The sequence below is a fragment of the Streptomyces sp. NPDC014907 genome (assembly GCF_055562975.1).
This window is the reverse complement of record NZ_JBVHEG010000014.1, coordinates 99,209-119,734: the sequence shown is the minus strand read 5'-3', so window position 1 is coordinate 119,734 and position 20,526 is coordinate 99,209. Positions and strand designations below refer to the sequence as shown.

At 74.3% G+C, this 20,526-nt stretch carries 18 protein-coding genes and 1 pseudogene; 12 read left to right on the top strand and 7 right to left on the bottom strand.

Annotated elements, in window-relative coordinates:
• Positions 1-4 precede the first annotated feature (4 nt).
• From mmuM to ACZ3IL_RS27050, 4 genes are all read left to right on the top strand, one after another.
• On the top strand, positions 5-919 hold the full coding sequence (gene mmuM, locus ACZ3IL_RS27065; protein ID WP_467394395.1) for a homocysteine S-methyltransferase: 915 nt from the start codon (positions 5-7) through the stop codon (positions 917-919).
• A 59-nt stretch (positions 920-978) separates the two neighbouring features.
• Positions 979-2,211 (top strand): arginine deiminase, encoded by a 1,233-nt coding sequence (locus ACZ3IL_RS27060; RefSeq protein ID WP_467394393.1) that lies wholly within the window; start codon positions 979-981, stop codon positions 2,209-2,211.
• A gap of 232 nt (positions 2,212-2,443) precedes the next feature.
• Complete coding sequence (gene argF, locus ACZ3IL_RS27055; protein WP_467394391.1) at positions 2,444-3,475, top strand: ornithine carbamoyltransferase; 1,032 nt, start codon at positions 2,444-2,446, stop codon at positions 3,473-3,475.
• A gap of 120 nt (positions 3,476-3,595) precedes the next feature.
• A complete protein-coding gene (locus ACZ3IL_RS27050) occupies positions 3,596-5,074 on the top strand; it encodes an amino acid permease (protein WP_467394389.1) in 1,479 nt (492 codons plus the stop codon).
• A gap of 72 nt (positions 5,075-5,146) precedes the next feature.
• Here ACZ3IL_RS27050 and ACZ3IL_RS27045 read toward each other — a convergent pair whose 3' ends face one another.
• On the bottom strand, positions 5,147-6,799 hold the full coding sequence (locus ACZ3IL_RS27045) for an AMP-binding protein (protein ID WP_467394388.1): 1,653 nt from the start codon (positions 6,797-6,799) through the stop codon (positions 5,147-5,149).
• A 459-nt stretch (positions 6,800-7,258) separates the two neighbouring features.
• On the opposite strand from ACZ3IL_RS27045, the gene ACZ3IL_RS27040 reads away from it, so the two are divergent.
• Both ACZ3IL_RS27040 and ACZ3IL_RS27035 read left to right on the top strand, forming a co-directional pair.
• Entirely contained in the window at positions 7,259-8,818 is a 1,560-nt protein-coding gene (locus ACZ3IL_RS27040) for an MFS transporter (protein WP_467394386.1), read from the top strand.
• A 299-nt stretch (positions 8,819-9,117) separates the two neighbouring features.
• A complete protein-coding gene (locus ACZ3IL_RS27035) occupies positions 9,118-10,005 on the top strand; it encodes a universal stress protein (protein WP_467394384.1) in 888 nt (295 codons plus the stop codon).
• 261 nt (positions 10,006-10,266) lie between these two features.
• On the opposite strand, the gene ACZ3IL_RS27030 is transcribed toward ACZ3IL_RS27035, so the two are convergent.
• From ACZ3IL_RS27030 to ACZ3IL_RS27020, 3 genes and pseudogenes are all read right to left on the bottom strand, one after another.
• Positions 10,267-11,130, bottom strand: coding sequence for a PASTA domain-containing protein (locus ACZ3IL_RS27030; protein ID WP_467394382.1), 864 nt, complete (start codon positions 11,128-11,130; stop codon positions 10,267-10,269).
• A gap of 49 nt (positions 11,131-11,179) precedes the next feature.
• Entirely contained in the window at positions 11,180-11,467 is a 288-nt protein-coding gene (locus tag ACZ3IL_RS27025) for an H/ACA ribonucleoprotein complex subunit GAR1/NAF1 (protein WP_467394380.1), read from the bottom strand.
• Positions 11,464-11,708, bottom strand: a pseudogene (locus ACZ3IL_RS27020) (hypothetical protein). Before ACZ3IL_RS27020 ends, ACZ3IL_RS27025 begins: the two are co-directional and overlap by 4 nt.
• A gap of 214 nt (positions 11,709-11,922) precedes the next feature.
• On the opposite strand from ACZ3IL_RS27020, the gene ACZ3IL_RS27015 reads away from it, so the two are divergent.
• Both ACZ3IL_RS27015 and ACZ3IL_RS27010 read left to right on the top strand, forming a co-directional pair.
• A complete protein-coding gene (locus tag ACZ3IL_RS27015; protein ID WP_467394378.1) occupies positions 11,923-12,765 on the top strand; it encodes a helix-turn-helix domain-containing protein in 843 nt (280 codons plus the stop codon).
• Entirely contained in the window at positions 12,747-12,959 is a 213-nt protein-coding gene (locus ACZ3IL_RS27010) for a DUF397 domain-containing protein (RefSeq protein WP_467394376.1), read from the top strand. Before ACZ3IL_RS27015 ends, ACZ3IL_RS27010 begins: the two co-directional genes overlap by 19 nt.
• 66 nt (positions 12,960-13,025) lie before the next feature.
• Here ACZ3IL_RS27010 and ACZ3IL_RS27005 read toward each other — a convergent pair whose 3' ends face one another.
• Positions 13,026-14,210 carry an alpha/beta hydrolase gene (locus ACZ3IL_RS27005; protein ID WP_467394374.1) on the bottom strand — a complete coding sequence of 395 codons (1,185 nt, stop codon included), beginning with the start codon at positions 14,208-14,210 and terminating at the stop codon, positions 13,026-13,028.
• 332 nt (positions 14,211-14,542) lie between these two features.
• Between ACZ3IL_RS27005 and ACZ3IL_RS27000 the strand changes: the two genes are divergently transcribed.
• Both ACZ3IL_RS27000 and ACZ3IL_RS26995 read left to right on the top strand, forming a co-directional pair.
• Complete coding sequence (locus ACZ3IL_RS27000; RefSeq protein WP_467394372.1) at positions 14,543-15,898, top strand: erythromycin esterase family protein; 1,356 nt, start codon at positions 14,543-14,545, stop codon at positions 15,896-15,898.
• Positions 15,899-16,121: 223 nt separating this feature from the next.
• Positions 16,122-17,087: a S1 family peptidase gene (locus ACZ3IL_RS26995; RefSeq protein WP_467394370.1), complete on the top strand. Its 966-nt coding sequence runs from the start codon at positions 16,122-16,124 to the stop codon at positions 17,085-17,087.
• A gap of 277 nt (positions 17,088-17,364) precedes the next feature.
• Here the strand turns inward: ACZ3IL_RS26995 and ACZ3IL_RS26990 are convergent, their stop codons facing one another.
• On the bottom strand, positions 17,365-17,778 hold the full coding sequence (locus ACZ3IL_RS26990; RefSeq protein ID WP_467394368.1) for a DUF7144 family membrane protein: 414 nt from the start codon (positions 17,776-17,778) through the stop codon (positions 17,365-17,367).
• Positions 17,779-18,231: 453 nt separating this feature from the next.
• On the opposite strand from ACZ3IL_RS26990, the gene ACZ3IL_RS26985 reads away from it, so the two are divergent.
• Complete coding sequence (locus ACZ3IL_RS26985; protein WP_467394366.1) at positions 18,232-18,819, top strand: potassium channel family protein; 588 nt, start codon at positions 18,232-18,234, stop codon at positions 18,817-18,819.
• A complete protein-coding gene (locus tag ACZ3IL_RS26980) occupies positions 18,816-20,219 on the top strand; it encodes a DUF2252 domain-containing protein (RefSeq protein ID WP_467394364.1) in 1,404 nt (467 codons plus the stop codon). Before ACZ3IL_RS26985 ends, ACZ3IL_RS26980 begins: the two co-directional genes overlap by 4 nt.
• Positions 20,220-20,241: 22 nt before the next feature.
• On the opposite strand, the gene ACZ3IL_RS26975 is transcribed toward ACZ3IL_RS26980, so the two are convergent.
• Positions 20,242-20,445 (bottom strand): hypothetical protein, encoded by a 204-nt coding sequence (locus ACZ3IL_RS26975; RefSeq protein ID WP_467394362.1) that lies wholly within the window; start codon positions 20,443-20,445, stop codon positions 20,242-20,244.
• Between the last annotated feature and the right edge of the window lie 81 nt (positions 20,446-20,526).

Below are 20,526 nucleotides of genomic sequence, written 5' to 3'. Positions count from 1 at the left end.
GCCGATGAGACCGGTCCGTACGCTCGCCGACGCCCTCGGGGCGGGGGCGCTCGTCCTCGACGGCGGGCTCTCCAACCAGCTGGAGGCGCAGGGCTGCGACCTCTCGGACGCGCTCTGGTCCGCGCGGCTCCTGGCCGACGGGCCCGAGCAGATCGAGGCGGCCCACACGGCGTACGTACGGGCCGGGGCCAGGGTGCTCGTCACCTCCGGCTACCAGGCCACCTTCGAGGGCTTCGCCCGGCGGGGCCTGGGGCACGGCGAGGCGGCGCGGCTGCTGGCCCGGAGCGTGGAGCTCGCGCGGTCGGCGGCGGAGGGCGCGGAGGAGGAGGTCTGGGTCGCCGCGTCGGTCGGGCCGTACGGCGCGATGCTGGCGGACGGCAGCGAATACCGGGGGCGGTACGGGCTGTCGGTGCGGCGGCTCGCCGCCTTCCACCGGCCCCGGATCGAGGCGTTCGCCGGGGCCGGGCCCGACGTCCTCGCCCTGGAGACGGTGCCGGACGCGGACGAGGCGGAGGCGCTGCTGCGGGCGGCCGAGGGGTGCGGGGTGCCCGTGTGGCTCTCGTACACGGTCGAGGGCGGGCGGACCCGGGCCGGGCAGGACCTGGCGGAGGCCTTCGCGGTCGCCGCGGGCGACGACCGGGTGGTGGCGGTCGGGGTCAACTGCTGCGACCCCGCCGACGTGGGGCCCGCCGTGGAGACGGCCGTCGCCGTGACCGGCCGGCCGGCCGTGGTCTACCCCAACAGCGGGGAGCGCTGGGACGCCCGGGCGCGGGACTGGCGCGGCGGAGCCGCCTTCGACCCGGAGCGGGCCGCGGGCTGGGTCCGCTCCGGGGCCCGGCTCGTCGGCGGCTGCTGCCGGGTCGGCCCGCCCGCGATCGAGGCCCTCGCCGGGGTCCTGGGCGCCGGCGGCACGCGCTGAGCGGCCCTCCCTGCCGCGAAACACGCGCCACGGCCGTCCCGCTCCGTCAGGATGGACGCATGGGATTCCATGTCGATTCCGAGACCGGGCGGCTGCGCCGCGTCATCCTCCACCGGCCCGATCTGGAGCTGAAGCGGCTCACCCCGACCAACAAGGACGCCCTCCTCTTCGACGACGTGCTCTGGGTGAGACGGGCCCGGCAGGAGCACGACGGCTTCGCCGACGTGCTGCGCGACCGGGGCGTGGAGGTGCACCTCTTCGCGGACCTCCTGAGCGAGTCGCTGGAGGTGCCGGCCGCCCGCGCGCTCGTCCTGGACCGGGTCTTCGACGAGAAGGAGTACGGCCCGCTGGCCACCGACCACCTGCGGGCCGCGTTCGACTCCCTCGACGCCGTCGCGCTCGGCGAGGTGCTCGTCGGGGGGATGACGAAGCGCGAGTTCCTGGCGGCGCACCGGGAGCCGACCTCGGTCCGCTTCCACGCCCTCGACCTGGACGACTTCCTCCTCGGCCCGCTGCCCAACCACCTCTTCACCCGGGACACCTCGGCCTGGATCTACGACGGCGTCTCCATCAACGCCATGCGCTGGCCGGCCCGGCAGCGCGAGACGGTGCACTTCGAGGCGATCTACAAGCACCACCCCCTCTTCACCGGCCCCGGGGCGGGCCCCTTCCACCACTGGTCGGAGGGACAGGCGGACTACCCGTCCACGATCGAGGGCGGGGACGTCCTGGTCATCGGCAACGGCGCCGTGCTCATCGGAATGAGCGAGCGCACCACCCCGCAGGCGGTGGAGATGCTGGCCCGGGGCATGTTCGCGGCGGGCTCGGCGCACACGATCGTCGCGCTCGACATGCCGAAGCGGCGCGCGTTCATGCACCTGGACACGGTGATGACGATGGTGGACCAGGACACCTTCACCCAGTACGCGGGGCTCGGCATGCTCCGTTCGTACACGATCGAGCCGGGGGACGAGGGCCGCCCCCTGCGGGTGACCGACCACCCGCCGGAGCGGATGCACGCCGCCATCGCGGCGGCCCTGGGGCTCCCGGAGATCCGGGTCCTCACCGCGACCCAGGACGTGCACGCGGCCGAGCGCGAGCAGTGGGACGACGGGTGCAACGTGCTGGCCGTGGAGCCGGGGGTGGTGGTCGCGTACGAGCGGAACGTCACCACCAACACGCACCTGCGCAAGCAGGGCATCGAGGTGATCGAGATCCCCGGCAGCGAACTGGGCCGGGGGCGGGGCGGCCCGCGCTGCATGAGCTGCCCGGTGGAGCGGGACGCGGGCTGAGGGACGGGGGCCACCGGAGCGGAGGGGGCAGTAGGTCGGAGGGCCGCCGGAGCGGAGGGCCGCAGGTCGGAGGGCAGTAGGTCGAAGGGCCGCAGGTCGGAGGGCTGCCGGGGCGGGGCGTCGGGGCGGGCGCCGGAGCCCGGAAGGGGGCTGTATATAAATGTTGAACTGCGTATACACTTCCAGAGTCCCCGACCGCAGTCCCCCGACCGTACCCACAGGAGCGCGACCCATGGCCACAGACCTCATCGGCCGCCACTTCCTCAAGGAGCTGGACTTCACCGCCGAGGAGTTCCGCGCCCTGGTCGCGCTCGCCGCCGAACTCAAGGCCGCCAAGAAGGCGGGCACCGAGGTGCGGCGGCTGTGCGGCCGGAACATCGCCCTCATCTTCGAGAAGACCTCGACCCGCACCCGCTGCGCCTTCGAGGTCGCCGCCGCCGACCAGGGCGCCTCCACCACCTATCTGGACCCCTCGGGCTCCCAGATGGGCCACAAGGAGTCCGTCAAGGACACGGCCCGCGTCCTCGGCCGGATGTTCGACGGGATCGAGTACCGGGGGGACAGCCAGGCCACGGTCGAGGAGCTCGCCGCCTTCGCGGGCGTACCCGTCTTCAACGGCCTCACCGACGACTGGCACCCCACCCAGATGCTCGCCGACGTCCTCACCGTGACCGAGCACACGGACAAGCCGCTGGACGCCGTCTCCTTCGCCTACCTCGGCGACGCCCGCTTCAACATGGGCAACTCCTACCTGATCACCGGCGCCCTGCTCGGCATGGACGTCCGGATCGTCGCCCCGAAGGCGTACTGGCCCTCCGAGGGCGTCGTCGCCGAGGCCCGCCGGCTCGCCGGCGCCGGCGGCGCCACCCTCACCCTCACCGAGGACGTGGCGGAGGGGGTCCGGGGCGCCGACTTCGTCGCCACCGACGTCTGGGTCTCCATGGGCGAGCCCAAGGAGGTCTGGGACGAGCGGATCGCCGCCCTCGCCCCGTACTCCGTGACCATGGACGTGCTGCGCGCCACCGGGAACCCGGACGTCAAGTTCCTGCACTGCCTGCCCGCCTTCCACGACCTGGGCACCGCCGTCGGCCGCGACATCCACGCCCGGCACGGCCTGACCGAGCTGGAGGTCTCCGACGAGGTCTTCGAGTCGGCCCACTCGGTCGTCTTCGACCAGGCCGAGAACCGGATGCACACCATCAAGGCCGTCCTGGTCGCCACCCTGGCGGGCACCGGGGACGCCCCGGCGGCCCCCGGGGCATAGCTTTGCTCCTGATTGGGTGAATATGCGGGGTGCGGTTTACGATCGCACGGTTCAGGGGGGTTCGGGCGAGCAGGCCCGGGCCCCCCTCGCGCGTGCACGCACCAGAAACGAGAACCCCGCATGTCCCCGTCCACTCCGCGGCCCCCCGCCACCCCCTCGCGGACCGTCCCCTCCCGGCGGATCAAGTCGCCGCAGCGGCTCATCGCCGAGTCCGGCGCCGACCTCGAGGGCCACGGCCTCAAGCGCACCATGGGCCTCTTCCAGCTCGTCTGCTTCGGCGTCGGCGCGATCGTGGGCACCGGCATCTTCGTCGGCCTCTCCGACAGCGTCGCCGAGGCGGGACCCGCGGTCGTCGTCTCCTTCGTCCTCGCCGCGGTCACCTGCGTGTTCACCGCCTTCTCCTTCGCGGAGCTGGGCGGCGCGATCCCGGTCTCGGGCTCCTCGTACTCGTTCGCCTACGCGAGCCTGGGCGAGCGGTCCGCCTTCCTCGTCGGCTGGTGCCTGCTCCTGGAGTACGGCGTGTCCGTCTCGGCGGTCGCGGTCGGCTGGAGCCAGTACCTCAACGAACTCCTCGACAGCCTGACCGGATGGCAGCTGCCCGCCGCGCTCTCCGCCGGACCGGCCGAGGGCGGAGTGGTCAACCTGCCCGCCGTGATCGTGATCCTGCTCGCCGCCGCGCTCCTGGTGCGCGGGGTCCGGGAGAGCGCGCGGGCGACCACCGCCATGGCCGTCCTCAAGATCGGCATCCTGCTCGTCTTCTGCGCCGTCGGCTTCTCCGCCTTCCAGGACGGACACCTCTCCCCGTTCGCGGGCAGCGGCGCCGCCGGCATCACGGCGGGCGCCTCCGTGGCGTTCTTCTCGTACATCGGCTTCGACGCGATCACCACGGCCGGCGAGGAGGTGAAGAACCCCCGCCGGAACATCCCGATCGCCATCCTCGTCTGCATCGGCGTCGTCACCCTGCTCTACTGCGCGGTCGCGCTCTCCGCGATCGGGGCGCTCGGCGCCGACGAGGTCGCCGGCCGCCCGGCCGCGCTCTCGCTCGTCGTCGACCGGGTCACCGGTTCGTCGGCCGGCGGCGGGGTCATCGCCTTCGGCGCGGTCGTCGCCATCGCCTCCGTCGTCCTCGCGGTGATGTACGGGCAGACCCGCGTCCTGATGTCGATGTCCCGCGACGGGCTCGTGCCCCGGGTCTTCGAACGGGTCTCGCCCAGGACCGCGACCCCGGTCGCCAACACGTGGATCGTGGCCGCCGTCTTCGCCGTACCGGCCGCGCTCGCCCCGCTCGACGTGGTCGTCAACCTGACCACCATCGGCACCCTCGCCGTCATGGCGGTCGTCAACCTCGCGGTGATGGTGCTGCGCCGCCGCGCCCGCGACCTGCCGCGCTCCTTCCGGGTGCCGTTCTTCCCCGTCAGCCCGGTCCTCGGCATCGGCTTCTGCCTGTACCTCATCTGGGGCACGGGCCGGCGCACCTGGCTGCAGTTCGCGGTGTTCCTCGGGGCGGGCGCCCTGCTCTACGCGGTCTACGGGCGCCGCAACTCGCGGTTCGCCGCCGCGCCGGAGGAGACTCCCGGGCCGGTGCCGCCGGGGACGTGAGCCGGGCCGCCCCGCCCCTCCCGGACACGGCGTCCGGAAGGGGACGGGCGCCGCGCGGCCCGTCCGCCCGGCTCACCCGGCCCCCGCCCGCGCCGGCTCCCGCAGCCGGAAGCGCTGGAGCTTGCCCGTCGCCGTGCGCGGCAGCGCGTCGAGGAAGACGACCTCGCGGGGCGACTTGTACGGGGCGAGGCGGGCGCGGACGAAGGCCCGCAGCGCGGCGGCCGTGCCCGCGTCGCGCGGCACCCCCTCCCGCACCACCGCGTACGCCACCACGACCTGGCCCCGCAGCTCGTCCGGGCGGCCGACGACCACCGCGTCGAGCACGTCCGGGTGGTCGAGGAGCACCTCCTCGACCTGGGGAGCCGCGACGTTGTACCCGGCCGAGATGATCAGGTCGTCCGCCCGGGAGACGTACCGGAACCGGCCGTCGGGTTCGCGGACGTACGTGTCGCCCGTGATGTTCCAGCCCTCCCGCACGTACCCCTCCTGGGCGCGCCCGTCCCGGTGGGGGTCGGTCAGGTAGCGGCAGCCGACCGGGCCGCGCACGGCGAGCAGCCCCTCCTGGCCGTCCGGGACCTCCCGGCCGTCCGGGCCGACCACCCTGGCCCGCCAGCCGGGCACCGGCCGGCCGGCCGAACCGGGGTGCGCGTCGCCGTCGGCCGCCGCGAGGAAGATGTGCAGCAGCTCGGTCGCGCCGATGCCGTTGATCAGGCGCAGGCCCGTGTACCGGTACCAGGCCCTCCAGGTCGCCTCCGGCAGGTTCTCCCCGGCGGAGACGCAGCGGCGCAGCGAGCCGAGGTCCGGGGCGGTGCTCCGGAGCGGTTCGGAGAGCATGGCCCGGTAGGCGGTCGGGGCGGTGAGGAGCACCGAGACCCGGTGCCGCGCGATCGCCGCGAGGAGCTGCTGGGGCCCGGCCTGTTCGAGGAGGACCGCACTCGCCCCGGCCCGCAGGGGGAAGACGACGAGCCCGCCGAGGCCGAAGGTGAAGGCGAGCGGCGGCGAACCGGTGAAGACGTCGTCGGGCAGCGGGCGCAGCACGTGCGCGGAGAAGGTGTCGGCGACGGCCAGGACGTCCCGGTGGAAGTGGAGGCAGCCCTTGGGCCGCCCGGTCGTTCCGGAGGTGAAGGCGATGAGGGCCACGTCGTCGGCGGCGGTCGCCACCGCCTCGTACGGGCCGGGGCGCCGGGCGGCGAGGGCCAGCAGGTCGTCCGGGCCGTCCCCGCCGAAGGGGGTGACGCGGAGGCCGGGAATCCGGGCGGCGAGCAGCCCGTCGAGGGAACGGACGTCGCAGAGCGCGTGGGTGCAGCGGGCCGTCTCCGCCATGAAGGCCAGCTCGGGGGCGCGCTGCTGGGCCAGAACGGTGACGGCGATGCCGCCCGCCTTCATCACGGCGAGCCAGCAGGCGGCCAGCCAGGGGGAGGTCGGGCCGCGCAGCAGGACCCGGTTGCCGGGCACGAGCCGCAGGTCGGTGGTGAGGACGTGGGCGACGCGGTCGACCCGGTCGAGCAGTTCCCCGTAGCTCCAGACCCCGCCGTCGTCGTCGCGGAAGGCGGGACGGTCGGCGCCGAACCGTTCCACCGTGCGGTCGAGGAGTTCCGCGCCGCAGTTGAGCCGGTCCGGGTAGGCCGGTCCGGGGAGGTCGAGGAGGAGCCGGGGCAGGCGGTCCGGCGGCGGCAGCCGGTCGCGGGCGAAGGTGTCGAGATGGGCGGAGGGCGTCAGTTCCACGGGTCCGTCCCCCTGTCGTGACGGGGCCGCCGGCCGTGCCACCGGCGCACCGGGGCGTCGGCGGCGGGCGGGGCGTGAAGGGCGGACCCCGGGCCGGCGCGGCGGCGCCGCCCCGGAGCGGCGGCGCGGGGACGCCGCGGGGCGTCGGGACGGCGAAGGCGCCGGAGGGCGCCGGGGAGGGCCCGCATGTCCGCATTCTCACCCGGTTCGGAGCGGACCACCCGGCGTACGGCTCCCGGCCCGGCCCGGGAGGGCGGCCCCCCGCCGTGCCCCCCGCCGCGTCCTTCGGCGGCCGGGCGGCCCCCACCATGTCCCCCGGCGGCCGGGCGGCCCCGCGCCCGCTTGATCGACTGGTCACCCGTACGGGCCGGCCTTAGGGTCGTGAGGGTGGACTGACGGCCGTGGACCGACCGGCCACGGCGACTCCCTCCGGTGAGGGCGCACACGCCATGAACGCTCATGTCTAGCACCCCGAAGTCGACGACCCCCACGGCGACGGCCCCCCGCGGAAGCGGCGGGGACGGCAAGGGCATCGCCCTGTTCGTGATCGCCTCCTGTCAGCTGATGGTCGTCCTCGACATCACGATCGTGAACATCGCGCTCCCGCACATCCAGGGCGCGCTCGGCTTCTCCACCACCAGCCTGGCCTGGGTCGTCAACGCCTACACGCTCACCTTCGGCGGACTCCTCCTCCTCGGCGGGCGCTTCGGGGACATCCTCGGCCGCCGCCGGGTCTTCATGGCCGGCGTCCTGCTCTTCGGGCTCGCCTCGCTGTTCTGCGGGCTGGCCCAGAACGAGTGGCAACTCCTGGCCGCCCGCGCCCTCCAGGGCGCCGGCGGCGCCATCGCCTCGCCGACCTCCCTCTCGCTGATCACCACGACCTTCGACGAGGGCCCCGAACGCAACCGTGCCTTCGGGGTGTTCGCCGGCGTCTCGGCCGGCGGCGGAGCGATCGGCCTGGTGGCCGGCGGCATGCTCGTCCAGTGGCTCGACTGGCGCTGGATCTTCTTCGTCAACGTGCCCATCGCCCTGCTCATCACCTTCCTGACGCCCCGGCACGTCAAGGAGTCGGAGCCGCGGCCCGGCCACTTCGACCTCGTCGGCGCGCTCACCTCGACGCTCGGCATGGTGGCGCTGGTGTACGGGTTCATCCGCGCCGCCCAGGAGGGCTGGCGCGATCCGTACACGATCGGCTCGTTCGTCGCGGCGGTCCTGTTCCTGGCCGCGTTCATCCTGGTCGAACGGCGCTCCCGGCAGCCGATCACCCCGCTGCGCATGTTCGCCGACCGCAACCGTTCGGGCACCTACGCCATCATGCTGTGCCTGGCGGCGGCCATCTTCGGGATGTTCTTCTTCCTCACCCTGTTCGTGCAGCAGGTGCTCGGCTTCAGCCCGTTGAAGGCGGGCCTCGCGTTTCTGCCGGTCAGCGCGATCATCGCGGTCGGCGCCGGAATCACGTCCAGCCTGCTGCCCCGGTACGGCCCCAAGCCGTTCATGGTGGCGGGCTCGGCGCTCGCGGCCGCGGGCCTCTCCTGGCTGACCCTGACGGACGTGCACTCGACCTACCTGGGCAGCGTCCTCGGCCCGATCCTCGTCTTCGGCCTCGGCATGGGCCTGATGTTCGTCTCGCTGACCATCATGGCGCTCTCGAACGTCGAGCAGCGGGACTCGGGCGCGGCGTCCGGCCTGCTCAACGCCATGCAGCAGGTGGGCGGATCGCTCGGCCTGTCGATCCTGGTCACGGTCTTCGGCACGGCCGGCCGCAACGAGGCGGAGAAGCAGGTGCCCGCCTTCCTCGCGCAGGCGAGCCCCCGGGAGAAGGCCCGGTTCGCCGAGACCGGCCAACTCCCGAAGCCCTGGAGCGACCAGGTGCTGACCTCCGGCGTCTCGGCGGGCTTCGTGACGGCGGCCGTGTTCGCCGCCGTCGGCGTCCTGATCGCCCTGTTCGTCATCCAGGTCCGCCCCTCGGACCTCGAACGCCTCAAGGGCGGCGCGGGCATGATGCCGGGCGGCGGTTAGGGCCTTTCGTTCGGATCGGCGTGAAGCCGGGCCGGGCAGAGGGCGGCGGCCTTCTCGTGCCGAGTCGCGAGTCGCGCCGTACGCATGCCGTGGGCGGATCGCCGGACCGCCCGCCTGGCCCGCCGGCGTCCTGTGATCGCTCGATAGATGTGATAAACGGGAGGAATGGTCATCAAAGTGATCGCTGTTTGTGCGGGGCGGTCGGTCGGAAGGCAAGACGGCAGGACGTCGTGGCACGTGCGGCCGGGTGGCACGTCCTGTTGCGGGCGGGCTCCGCGGTGGAAGACGGGGGAGACATCGTGAGGGGGCCGATCGTGGTCGGGGTGGACGGCTCGCCCTCGAGTCTGGAGGCGGTCTCGGTGGCGGCCCGCGAAGCGCGGTTGCGCGGGTGCGGGCTGAAGGTGGTGCACGCGTTCGTCTGGCCGGCGAAGCACGTGCCGCCCGGTGCGGTGCCGCTTGGACCTCCTGAGGGCGAGGTGCGGAACGTGGTGGGGCGGCTGGTGGCGGAGGCCGTGGAGCGTGCCCGTTCCGTGGCGCCCGGTGTGGAGGTCGGCAACGCGGTGGTGGCGGGTGAGGCGCTGATGGTGATGGAGGCCCAGTCGCGCACGGCCTCACTGGTGGTCGTCGGCAGCCGGGGGACGGGCGGGTTCGTAGGTCTTCTGCTGGGCTCGATGGCCGTGCACCTGACCGCGCACGGCCGCTGTCCGGTCATGGTGGTGCGGGGCGAGCCCGACCGGGCCGGCCCCGTCCTGCTGGGGGTGGACGGTTCACAGGCGGGCGAGGGAGCGGTCGAGTTCGCCTTCGAGGAGGCCGCCCTCCGCGGCACGGAGACCGTGGCCCTGCACGCGTGGACGCCGGGGAGTGCGGCCGTCGCACCTCCGCGGGCTTCGTCGGCGCCCTCCTGCGCTCCGGAGCCGGTCACGCTCGCGGCCGGGGAACCTCTCCTGGCCGAGGCCGTCGCAGATCAGCGGCGGCGGTACCCGGATGTCAGGGTCGAGTACACCGTGGTGGGGGACGACGCCCGGGAAGCCCTGATCGGGGCGAGCCGGAACGCGGGCGTGATCGTTGTCGGTTCCCGGGGCCGCGGCGGATTCACCGGCCTGCTCCTCGGATCGGTCAGCCAGGCCCTTCTCCACCACGCCCACTGCCCGGTCGTCGTCGTACGGGGAACCGACGCCCGATGGTAAGGCCCCCGGAGGGCGTGGACGGGCCCACCACGCAGGACGCGGTCTGAGGGAGCCGTGGCCGGACGGCCGCGCTCCCGGCGGGTCCCCACCCGCGTGCCGGTCCGGAACGTGTGGGCGATCGCGCCGATCACTTCACGACGGTCACGCCGGCGGCCACCCCGCTTCGGCGTCCGGTCCGGGAGCGACCGTTCGATCCGCGCCCACTGCGCATCGGTCGCCGGCACACCCGCACCAGCGGCCGCCTGATCCGAACGAAACTGTCTAGGGCATCGGCTCGGGCCGCAGCCGGGCGTACGGCTCGTCGGGACAGGCGGCGTCCGGCGGGGCGAGCTTGAGGTAGGCGGTCACGTACTGCGGGTTCTCGAGCTCCTTGCCCGGTGCGGGGTCCTGGAAGCAGACCTTCCACCCGGCCGGGTCGGTGGGCAGCGCGACGTCGGTGTAGACGCTCTCCGGCCGCGCCTTCCTCACCCCGACGGCCTCCAGCGTCTTCCCGGCCCGTACGAAGGTCGCTCCGGCGACGCCCGGCATCACCGGCCAGGTGATCTTCTCGCCGTCCGCGGCGGGACAGGGCGAGCCGACGCGCACCACCCCGAGGTCGAGCACGGGCCGGCCCCCGCCCCGCTGTCCTGCCGCCGTCTGGAAGCACACCTTCCAGCCGTCCGCGTCCCACTGCCCGTCGTCCCGGTCGGAGGCGTCGTGCGTCACGACGTCGTACCCGGCGGCGGAGGCGCCGGCCTTCGCCGCCCGGAGGACCTTCCCCACGAGCCGCGGCGGCCCGGCGGGCGCCGGAGCCGGGGAGGAAGCGCCCGTGGACGCGGAGGCCGGTGCGGAGACGGAGGCCCCGCCGCCCGCGGGTCGGCCGCCCTTCGCCTCCCCGGCTCCCTCGGGCTCTCCCGAAGGGTCTCCGAAGAGCAGGAGGGCGAACCAGGCCGCCGCCGCGACGGTGGCGGCGATCTTCCCCCTCCGGCCCCAGGGGCTCAGCCACACGAGAGCGATCCCGAGGGGCGGCAGCACGACGAGCGCGCCGGCGACGAGCACCGGATGCTGCCACCAGCGGCGCGGGGCGGGCGGGGCGGGCGGTGTCGGGGCAGGGGCGGGAGCAGAGGCGGAGGGGTACGGGTCCACGGCTGGATCGTAGGCCCGCCGTCCGAACTCCCGCCGACTTATGCCCGGATCACGCGGAGGGCGTTCGTCCGGGTCCCGCCGGGCCCGCACCGGGTGGTGGTCCGTGGCCCCGGCCGCGCCGGCTGCGCGTGTTCGCCTCGGCGACGAGGGCGCTCAGCAGCTCCGCGCCGGTGAGGGGGTGCAGCTCCGCCGGTACGACCTCCCATGCGGTGCCGCCGCAGAGGGGGCGGAGCCGGAGGTGCGGGCCCCCGGCGTCCACGACGCGGCCCACCAGGTTCCGGGTGGTGTCGAGGACGACCGCGCCGACGCGGGGGACGCCGTCGCCTTCGCGGGTCACCGCGCGAGCCCGTTCGTGATCACGGCGGCGAGCGCGTGGGCGACGGGCGCGGAGCAGACGCCGAGGTGGACGAGGGCGTAGGGCCCTCGCCCTCGCGCTCGTCCGGCCACGGGGTGCGGACGTCCAGGGCGGGGAGCTGCACGCCGGCCCGGGAGAGCGCGGCGGCGAGGGCGTCCCGCGCGTCCAGGGCCTCCCGGATCTTGGGCGTGATGGCGGTCGGCTGGTGCGGGGCGGGGGTCATGGGGCTCACTCCTCGTGGGTCGGTTCGTCCGTTTCCCGGACCCGGTGACGTGCGGTGGATTACGCTGCGTAGTCCGGATGTGATGAGGATGCGCCCGGTCGCGGGCGGACCGGTTGTGGACGGGGGAGCGCTTCCCCGCCGTACCGCGCGGGTTCCGCACCTTCCACGCCCCGTCCGCACGGCCCGCCCGCGTGAGCGACCCGGCGGGAGCGCCATGCCGCAGCGACGAGTGGTCAGCGGCCGCAGCCAGGAGCCGCGCCAGCGGTCCGCCGAGGAGCTGCGGATGCTCCGGACCGGGCGCAAGCTGAGCCTGCGGCAGCTCGGGGAACGGGTCGGCTGGGACTGGTCCCTGTTCGGGAAGATGGAGAAGGGCGAGACGCTGGGCAGCCCGGACGTGGTCCGGGCCCTCGACATCTTCTACGGGACGCCGGAGCTGCTGCTCGCCCTGTGGGAACTGGCAGCGGGGGACAAGTCGCAGTTCAAGGAGCGCTACCGGCGGTACATGACGCTGGAGTCCGAGGCGGTGAGCCTGTGGCACTTCGCGGTGAGCGTGCTGCCGGGACTGTTGCAGACGCCGGGGTACGCGCGGGAGCTGCTGGCGGCGGGCGGCTACAGGGGCAAGGAGCTGAAGCAGCAGGTGGAGGCCCGGATGGGTCGGAAGGTATTGCTGGAGGGGGAGGACGCGCCGCCGTTCCGGACGATCCTGTCGGAGATGGCCGTGCGGACGCCCCTGCGGGACCCGGCGGCATGGCGGGAACAGCTCGAACACCTCCGCGAGATGGCCGAGATGCCGAACGTGGCGCTCCAAGCGCTGCCCCGGAGCGCGGGATTGCACGGCCTGTCGAGCACGGACGTGTGGTTCCTGCGGCTGCCGGCCGGGCGCGCGGTCGCGTATGCGGAGCACGGATACGGAGGGGAACTCTTCGAGGACAGCGCGGCGGTGGAGCGCATGCAGCGTGCGTACGATGTGGTGCGCGACATGGCCCTGTCCCCCGCTGAGTCGCGGAAGTTCATCCTGTGCGTGTGGGAGGAGCTGCCGTGCGATCCATCGACCTGAGCGCTGCGACCTGGCGCAAGAGCAGTCACAGCAATCAGGACGGCGGCGCGTGCGTCGAGGTCTCCGGCGACTTCGCCCCCCCTCGTCGTCCCCGTGCGGGACAGCAAGACCCGCGCGGCCCGGTCCTCGTGTTCCCGGCGGGCGGCTGGCCCTCCTTCGTCGCGGCGGTCAAGGGCGGACGGCTGGAGGGCTGAACGCAGGCCGACGGCCCCCGCGCACCGGAAGGCGCGCGGGGGCCGTCGGCGTACCCGGGCCGCTCGTCACCGGGTGAGGTACCGCCGGAAGAAGGCGCCGATGTGGGCCGCGCCGATCCGGCGCTGGGCGGTCTCGGTCAGCTGGGGCTCGTAGGCGGAGCCGCCGGGTTCCGTGCACTGGCCGGGACGGGCGTCGTCGTGGCCGGCGTCGTCGCGGGCCGCGACCTGTCCGCTGGACGGCGACCATTCGGTGTTGAAGTGGTTGTGGTTCGCGCCGGGGATCTCGATCCGGTGGAATCCGGCGGAGCTTCCGGCGGTCGCGTCGGCGGCGAAGGAGAGGGCCTCACGGCCGACCTGGCCGTCGCAGGTCCCGCGGATCACGGCCACGGGCACCTTCGTGATCCCGTACGCGGCCATGTCCTCGGTCATGACGTTGTAGGCGGGGGCCAGCGCCATGACCGCCCCGACCCTGACCCCGGCGGGCCACCGGTCCCGGTGGCGGTCCGCCGCCTGCCACGTCACGCCCGCGCCGCCGCGCGAGTGGCCCATGGTGCCGACGTTGCCCAGGTCGACGTGGTGCCGGAAGTCGACGCGTCGCGGCTCGCCCGTGACCGCGTCGCGGAACGCGCCGGCGAGGCCGCCGCGGCCCGAGGTGGCGAGCCGCTGCCACAGGGCGAGGTGACGGTTGATCAGGTCGGCCCGCGCGGAGGCGTTCTCGTCGCCCGACACCGACGAGGCGTTGATGCCGTTGGCGCGGACGGACACCACGACGAAGCCCTGGCGGGCCAGTTCCTCGCCGAGGTAGTCGTAGCCGCGGTCGTTGGGGAGGGGGCGGGTGCCGGGGGCGCAGGGCCAGCCGAACAGCTTCCGGCTCGCGGCCTCGTACGCGTCCCAGTCCCCGGCCTTCTCGGCGGCGTCGCGGGCGGCCGCCGCCGGACGGTCCGCGCAGGTCTCGTGCCAGCCGTGCAACTGGACGACGAGCGGCCGCGGCGCGGTGCCGAGGTCCTTCGGGTAGTGCACGGTCGCGGCGATCTCGACCGGCTCCCCGGTCCCCGGCACCCGGTGGGCCCGGTCGCCCAGGTCGTACGTGACGGTGGCGACGCCCCGCGATTCCCGGGCCGGGGTGTCGAGGGGCGCGGCGGACGCGGGGCTCCCCACCACGGCCTGGGGCAGGAGGAGGGCCGCCGACACGGCGAGGGCGCGGCTCCGGGGCAGGCGGCGGGCAGGGGCGGGTGTGTCGTCGTACTTCAAAGGACGGTCTCCACGGTTTCCGGGGACGGCGCCGCGGCCGGTGGCCGCGGCGGCCGGATGACGGCTTCGTTCCGACAGACGTCCGGCGGGGGCCGGGGTTGCGGGTCCCGCGAAATCCCGTGCGGCCGGGCCTCCGCGCTTCCGGCACCGGGGCGCCTCCCGGCCCGGGGCAAGGGGTCCCCCCGGCGCGGTACGGGGGGACGGCCCCCGGCCCGGTACCGGGGCGTCCCCCCGGGCGAAGACGGTGGAGTGCTCCAGCGCGGTCCGGCCCGTGACGGAAGAAGATCGTTTCATCGGCTCGGAGAGTCGCCGCACACGAGGAGTGATCGACCATGCGTGACCACAGGAAGACGACCGGCCGACGGGGGGCGCTCGTACTCGCGGGAGTGCTCGCCGCCACGGCGCTGACCGCCCCGGCGGCTTCCGCGACATCGGCGGACTCCGTCGCGGCGGGCCGGGAAGCGGCCGTCGTGCGCTTCCTGGAACGGGACGCGCACCCGCTGCGTTCCACGGAGCCGGGCGGCGGGACCGCGGACCTGCGGGCGCTGGGCGCCATGGTCGGGAACGCGAAGGTGGTGGGCCTGGGCGAGGCCACGCACGGTTCGCACGAGTTCTTCGCCATGAAGGAACGCGTCTTCCGGCACCTCGTCGAGGAACGCGGCTTCACCGCCTTCGCCCTGGAGATGAGCTGGTCGGCGGGGCTCAGGATCGACGAGTACCTCCAGGGCGGTCCCGGCGACCCGCGGACGATCGCGGAGGAGACGCTGGCCGGGTCCCCGTGGGAGCGCGAGGAGTTCGTCAGCCTGATCGGCTGGATGCGCGAGCACAACCGCCGCCACCCCGGCCGCCGGGTCCACTTCATGGGCGACGACCTCGGGGCGCCGAAGCTCGGCGACCACGTCTTCGACCGCGTCCTGGAGTCCGTGCGCGGGGCCCGGCCGGAGGCGCTGCCCCGGCTCACCGAGCTGTACGCCGGACTGCGCCCCTTCGACGACGTCTTCGCCTACCTGCGCAAGCCGGCCGCGGAGCGGAAGGAGAACGCCGCACGCGCCCAGGAGGCGTTCGACCTGGTCGCCGGGGACCGGGGAGCCGGCGACGACGCGTACGCGTGGATGGTGCAGCACGCCCGGAACATCGCGCAGACCTTCGCCTTCGCCGCCGTCGACCTCGCCGACCCGGCCTCGGTCACGGCCGCCGAGCACCTGCGCGACCGGGCCATGGCCGACAACGTGCTGTGGTGGCAGCGCCACACCGGCCACAAGATGCTGCTGTCCGCCCACAACGGCCACGTCGGATACCTCTCCACCCATCCGGACATGTACCCGAAGACCCAGGGCGCCGTCCTGCGCGACCGCCTGGGACGCGACTACGCCGCGATCGGCTTCAGCTTCGCCGCCGGCTCCTTCCTCACCAAGGACACCTCCCTCGACGGGGACTGGAAGCCGGTCACCGTCCCGGCGGCACGTCCCGGCATGAACGAACACACCCTGGACCGGGTCGGCTACCGGGACTTCTACCTCGACCTGCGGACCGCGCCCGCCGCCGCCCGCGCCTGGCTGGACCGCGCCCGGCCGGTCTACGACGCCGGCTCGACCTTCACCCCCGACCCCCTGCCCACCCTCGCCCTCGGGCGGGCCTACGACGTGCTCGTCCACCTCCACCGGGTCCGGGCGGCCGACAAGCTCTGAACCGCCGCCCGCCGGACCCTTCCCCCGCCCGTTCCGGCGGCGCCCGCCGGACCCTCCCCCCCCGCCCGCCCGGCGGCGGCCCCGGGCACGCGGAGGGCGGGGGATGTCCCCACCGTCCTCGCCCCCGCTGCCCGGACCGCGCCTCCACGCGCTGACACCATGGTCCGGAGGATCTTCGGCGGACAGGCCGGACACGTACGCATACCGAACAAAAGGAACCCCTGTGCTCAGCCTGAAGCCGTCCCTCCGCCGTACGGCCCGCTCCGCCGCCGTCGGCACCCTCGCCGCTGCCGCCTGCGTCGTTCTCACGGCGGGCAGCGCCGGGGCGATCGTCAACGGCGACGATGCCACCGAGCCCTACCCCTTCATGGCGACGATCCCGGAGTCGGCCCCGAAGCACGGTCTGCTCGACGGCTCCTGCGGGGCGTCCCTGATCGACCGGCAGTGGGTGCTGACGGCGGCGCACTGCGTGACGGGCGACGGGCTCGAACTGGGCGGCACCGTCCGGGTCGGCAGCGATCACCGGAAGTCCGGGGGCACCGTCCGGAAGATCGACCGGACCTTCGTCCACCCCGGCTACGTGAACGGCGAGGGGAAGGCCGCCAACAAGGACGACATCGCGCTGGTCCGCCTCGACCGGCCGGTCTCCCAGCGGCCCGTCGGGATCGCGGAGGAGGCGGGACGGCCGGGCACCCCGACCCGGCTCGTCGGCTTCGGCAGCACCGTCGACGGCGCGTTCGCGTTCTCGGAACGGCTCCAGGAGCTGAACACCCGCCTGGGCGCCGCGTCCGAGTGCGCGCCCGGATTCGCGGACCCGACCCGGCTGTGCACGATCAGCCCCGCCCCCGGGGCCATGGCGTGTTCCGGTGACTCCGGAGGACCGCAGCTCCGCAAGGGCAGGAACGGGCGGTGGGAACTCGTCGGCGTCACCTCGGGCCCCGGCGCCCCGGGGGTGCCGTGCTCGAAGGGCCCCGGGCTCTACACCAGCGCGCCCGCCTACGCGCACTGGATCCGGAAGACCATGAAGGACAACGGCGTCCGCACGCCCGCGGAGGGCGGCCCCGGCCTCGCCGAGACCGGGACGAACGGCAGCGCCACGGCCCTCGTCGGCGTGGCTTCGGCCCTGGCCCTCGCGGGTGGCGCCACCACCGTCGCGCTGCGCCGCGGGAAGACCCGCCGCCCGTCCTGACGCCCCGCACGGGTGACGGCGACGGGAACGGACCCCACGACCCGTCGCCGGTCACCCGCCGCGCGTCCGCAGGGGCCGTCGCTGACGAGCGGTACCCGGAATCCGGCGACGAGCGGCACCGGGGCGCGGCCCAGCAGGAGGAGCACGGAGGGACGGGGCGCGTGCGGGGCCGCCCGCGCCCCGTCCCTCCGCCGCCCGCGAACCGTTCGGACCGCCACCTCCCGGCCGCACGCGCCGGCCGTCACCCCCGGGGCGTCCCGCGTTCCCCGGACGGGGCCTACAGCTCGCCGCGCCGCACCGCGCACAGGGCCCAGATGACGAAGCCGGAGATGGCGATCATGATGACCGACCACATCGGGTAGTACGGCAGGGAGAGGAAGTTGGCGATGATCACGAAGCTCGCGATGACGACGCCGGTGACGCGCGCCCACGTCGCCGTCCTGAGCAGCCCGACGCCGACGATCATGGCGAGCACGCCCAGGACGAGGTGGATCCAGCCCCAGCCGGTGAGGTCGAACTCGAAGACGTAGTGGGGCGTCGTGGCGAAGACGTCGTCCTCGGCGATGGCCATGATGCCCCGGAAGAGGTCGAGCAGACCGGCGAGGAAGAGCATCACGGCCGCGAACACGGTCAGGCCGGTCGCCCAGCCCTGCCTCGCGGTGTGCGCCGGCGGTGTGTGTGTCGCGGTCATCTCGGGCCTCGTTTCCTGTGCGGGGTTGTTTTCGGGGGAGGGGGCGCCGGTGCCACCGGGGGTGGTGCCCGCGCGGTCCGTCTTCGCCCGGCCGCCCGGTCCGCCGTCCCGGAAGGCGCCGGTGACGACGCGGAAGAGCGGGACGAACCGCGTGGTCCGGAGAAAGGCCGTCAGCACGGTCCGGAAGGCACCCGGTGGCGGGGAGCCGTACGCCGGACGGGTCTGTGCGCTCGTGCTCCCACCTCCCGTCCCGGGTGGTGGGGCCCGGTGGCCGGTCCGGTGGCCGTTCCCCACCGGCTCAAGGTCCAGGATCACGGCTGTCACCGGGACCGGGATCACCCGCCGGGGGTGATCCGCCGGCGCCGCCGGGGCGGTGGAGTGGAAGTCCACGGGCGGACGGCCACCGGACGGTCACCGGACAGCCGCCGGACGGACGGGACGAAGGGACGCGGGATGAGCGACACGGACGCGGGCGGCGCGGACCGGACCCGGCCCGGCCCGGGGGCCCGTGGCCCGCGCCGCTCCCGCCGGGGCGCGGCCGTCGTCGCCGTCGCGCGTGCCCTGCTCACCACCGTCGGCCTCGTCACCGCCTACTACCTGCTGCCCCTGGACGAGCGCCCCACGGCCGGCACGTCGGCGCTGCTGGCCTGCGGACTGCTGGCGGTCCTCCTGGTCTTCGGGTGGGAGGTGCGCGCCATCGCGCGGTCCCCCTACCCGCGGCTGAGGGGTGCCGAGGGCCTGGCCGCCACGCTCGTGCTGTTCCTGGTCCTCTTCGCCGTCTCCTACTACCTGCTGGGCCGCTCCGCGCCGGAGTCCTTCAGCGAACCGCTGACCAGGACCGACGCGCTGTACTTCGCACTGACCACCTTCAGCACCGTCGGCTTCGGGGACATCACGGCACGTTCCCAGACCGGACGGGTGCTCTCGATGCTGCAGATGACGGGCGGACTGCTGCTCGTCGGCGTCGCCGCCCGGGTGCTGGCGAGCGCGGTGCAGGCGGGGCTGCACCGCAGGCGCCGGGAACCGGAGACCGGACCATGACCCTCCCCACCGCCTCCACCGCGTCCCTGACACCGGCCGAGCGCGCCGCGTACGGCCGGGAGGCGCGCAAGCGGGCCCCGCGTTCCCGCCACGGCCGGTACGAGCCCGCACGGCGGCGAACCGACCCGGTCGCCCTCGTGGAGCGCCAGTCCGCCGACCGCGTACCGGAGCTGGTGCCGATCCGCTACGGCCGCATGCTGGAATCGCCGTTCCGCTTCTACCGCGGCGCGGCGGCGATCATGGCGGCGGACCTGGCGCCCCTTCCCCGCAGCGGACTCCAGGTGCAACTGTGCGGGGACGCCCACCCGCTGAACTTCCGGCTCCTGGCCTCACCGGAGCGCCGGCTGGTCTTCGACGTCAACGACTTCGACGAGACCCTGCCCGGACCGTTCGAGTGGGACGTCAAGCGCCTGACGGCCGGTTTCGTGATCGCGGCACGGGCCAACGGCTTCTCCACGAAAGAACAGAACGACACCGTACGGGCCTGCGTACGGGCCTACCGGCGGCGGATGCGCGAGTTCGCCGGCATGCCCACCCTGGACATCTGGTACGCCCAGGACGACGCCGGCCACGTGCGGGAACTGCTGGCGACGGAGGCGGAGGCACGGGGCCGCCTCCGCGACGCCGCCGCGAAGGCCCGCACCCGGACCCACCTGAGGGCGTTCGCGAAACTGACCCGCGTCACGGCCGGGGGCCGGCGCATCGCCCCGGACCCACCGCTGATCACCCCGCTCGACGACCTGACGGCCGACCCGTCCGAGACCGGCCGGGAGGAGGAACTCCGCTCCCTCGTGGACGGCTACGCGCGGACCCTGCCGGCCGAACGCCAACACCTGCTGCGCCACTACCGGCTGGTGGACATGGCCCGCAAGGTGGTGGGCGTCGGCAGCGTCGGCACGCGCTGCTGGGTGCTGCTCCTGCTCGGCAGGGACGACGACGACCCGCTGCTGCTCCAGGCCAAGGAGGCCTCGGAGTCGGTGCTGGCCGCCCACACGGGCGGTGAACGCCACGGCAACCAGGGCCGCCGGGTGGTGACCGGACAACGCCTGATGCAGACCAGCGGCGACATCTTCCTCGGCTGGACGCACGTCACCGGCCTCGACGGAAAGGGCCGGGACTTCTACGTGCGCCAGCTGTGGGACTGGAAGGGCATCGCGCGGCCGGAGACCATGGGGCCGGATCTGCTCGCCCTCTTCGGCCGGCTGTGCGGAGCCTCGCTGGCGCGGGCCCACGCCCGCTCGGGCGACCCCGTCGCACTCGCCGCCTACCTGGGCGGCGGCGACCTCTTCGACCGCGCGCTCACGGAGTTCGCCCAGTCCTACGCCGACCAGAACGAGCGGGACCACGAAGCCCTGCGGGCCGCCCGCCGCTCCGGCAGGATCGAGGCGAAGGACGCGTGAGGGGCGCGGCGGGCGCCGCCCGTCACCGCCACTCCGGAAGCTGCCGCATCTCCACGACGCGCAGCCCCAGCGACTGGCAGCGCGACAGCAGGCCGTACAGGTGGGCCTCGTCCACGACCTGGCCGAACAGGACGGTCTGGCCGGACATCACCACGTGATCCAGCTCCGGGAACGCGTGGGCCAGCGTCTCCGACAGATGTCCCTCGACTCGGATCTCGTAGCGCACGGACGGCACCTCCACCGGACGGGCCCGGGACGCCGCCCGGGGTCCGGGACGGCATCCCCCGTGACGATCGTCCGTCCCGCC